Origin of the sequence: Cupriavidus sp. D384 (genome assembly GCF_001652915.1) — a bacterium.
In the GTDB taxonomy this organism is placed as follows: Bacteria; Pseudomonadota; Gammaproteobacteria; order Burkholderiales; family Burkholderiaceae; genus Cupriavidus.
In genome coordinates this window covers 1-746 of the sequence record NZ_BBQI01000117.1, presented here as the reverse complement: position 1 = coordinate 746, position 746 = coordinate 1, and the positions used below count along the sequence as shown (strand labels likewise).

Genomic DNA, 746 nt, shown 5'->3' with positions numbered 1-746 from the left:
ATTCGCCATGCGTCGGGGCGGCAGGGGTGTCCAGTATCCAACCTTTCCGGACCGATCCGCCAACCACCATCGCGCCTATAACCAAACGCCGTACCGTGGTGGAGACATGCAATGCGAGCAAGACGTCTACGGGCAGTCAGGGCCCGCGTGACGCATCTGGACACGAAGCTGGCCGCCTCGCGGCAGCGCATCCGCCAGCAGGTCGGGCGGGTGCGTGAGGCGCGCCGGGAGGGCGGCGACGCTGCCCTGAGCCTGCAGGTGCTGCGCCATTTGCGCCGCAGCTATTCGGATCTGGTGCAGATCAAGCGCAATCTTTGGCTGGAAACCGGGTCCGGTCGCTACGCAACTGTCTGATGAGGGGCGAGGCACGATCGGCGGCTCCAGGAACTTAGGGCGCACCTTGCGAGGCAGAAAGCCGCTGTCACCGCATGCCGCCGAGACGGCGTTGATGCCGCCGCAGCCATCGCGCAACTCGCCCTGCTCGCCGGGACCCTCAATGGGTTGGAGCTTCGTATCCAACTGCTGCGGCAATATCAAGGAGGGGCAGTCGTCCCTAGGGCGGGGGAGACCTTTCGGTAATTTTGACGGGTTTTGTATATCAGGCGCGTTGCACGCGAGCGCGGTCAGGAAGGTGGTTGCCCCGCCCAGCACTGCCGGTATTCCCTGTTCTCGGACGCCTCCGGCCGACACGTCATGTCCCTGGAGGACCCCGTCGGCGATGACAGTGGTTCGCTGGTACGGCGCTT

General features: G+C 65.0%; 1 protein-coding gene. It reads left to right on the top strand.

Annotated features, from left to right (window positions below):
* Nucleotides 1-147 precede the first annotated feature (147 nt).
* A complete protein-coding gene (locus A9J21_RS31775) occupies nucleotides 148-354 on the top strand; it encodes a hypothetical protein (protein WP_156546227.1) in 207 nt (68 codons plus the stop codon).
* Nucleotides 355-746: the final 392 nt, after the last annotated feature.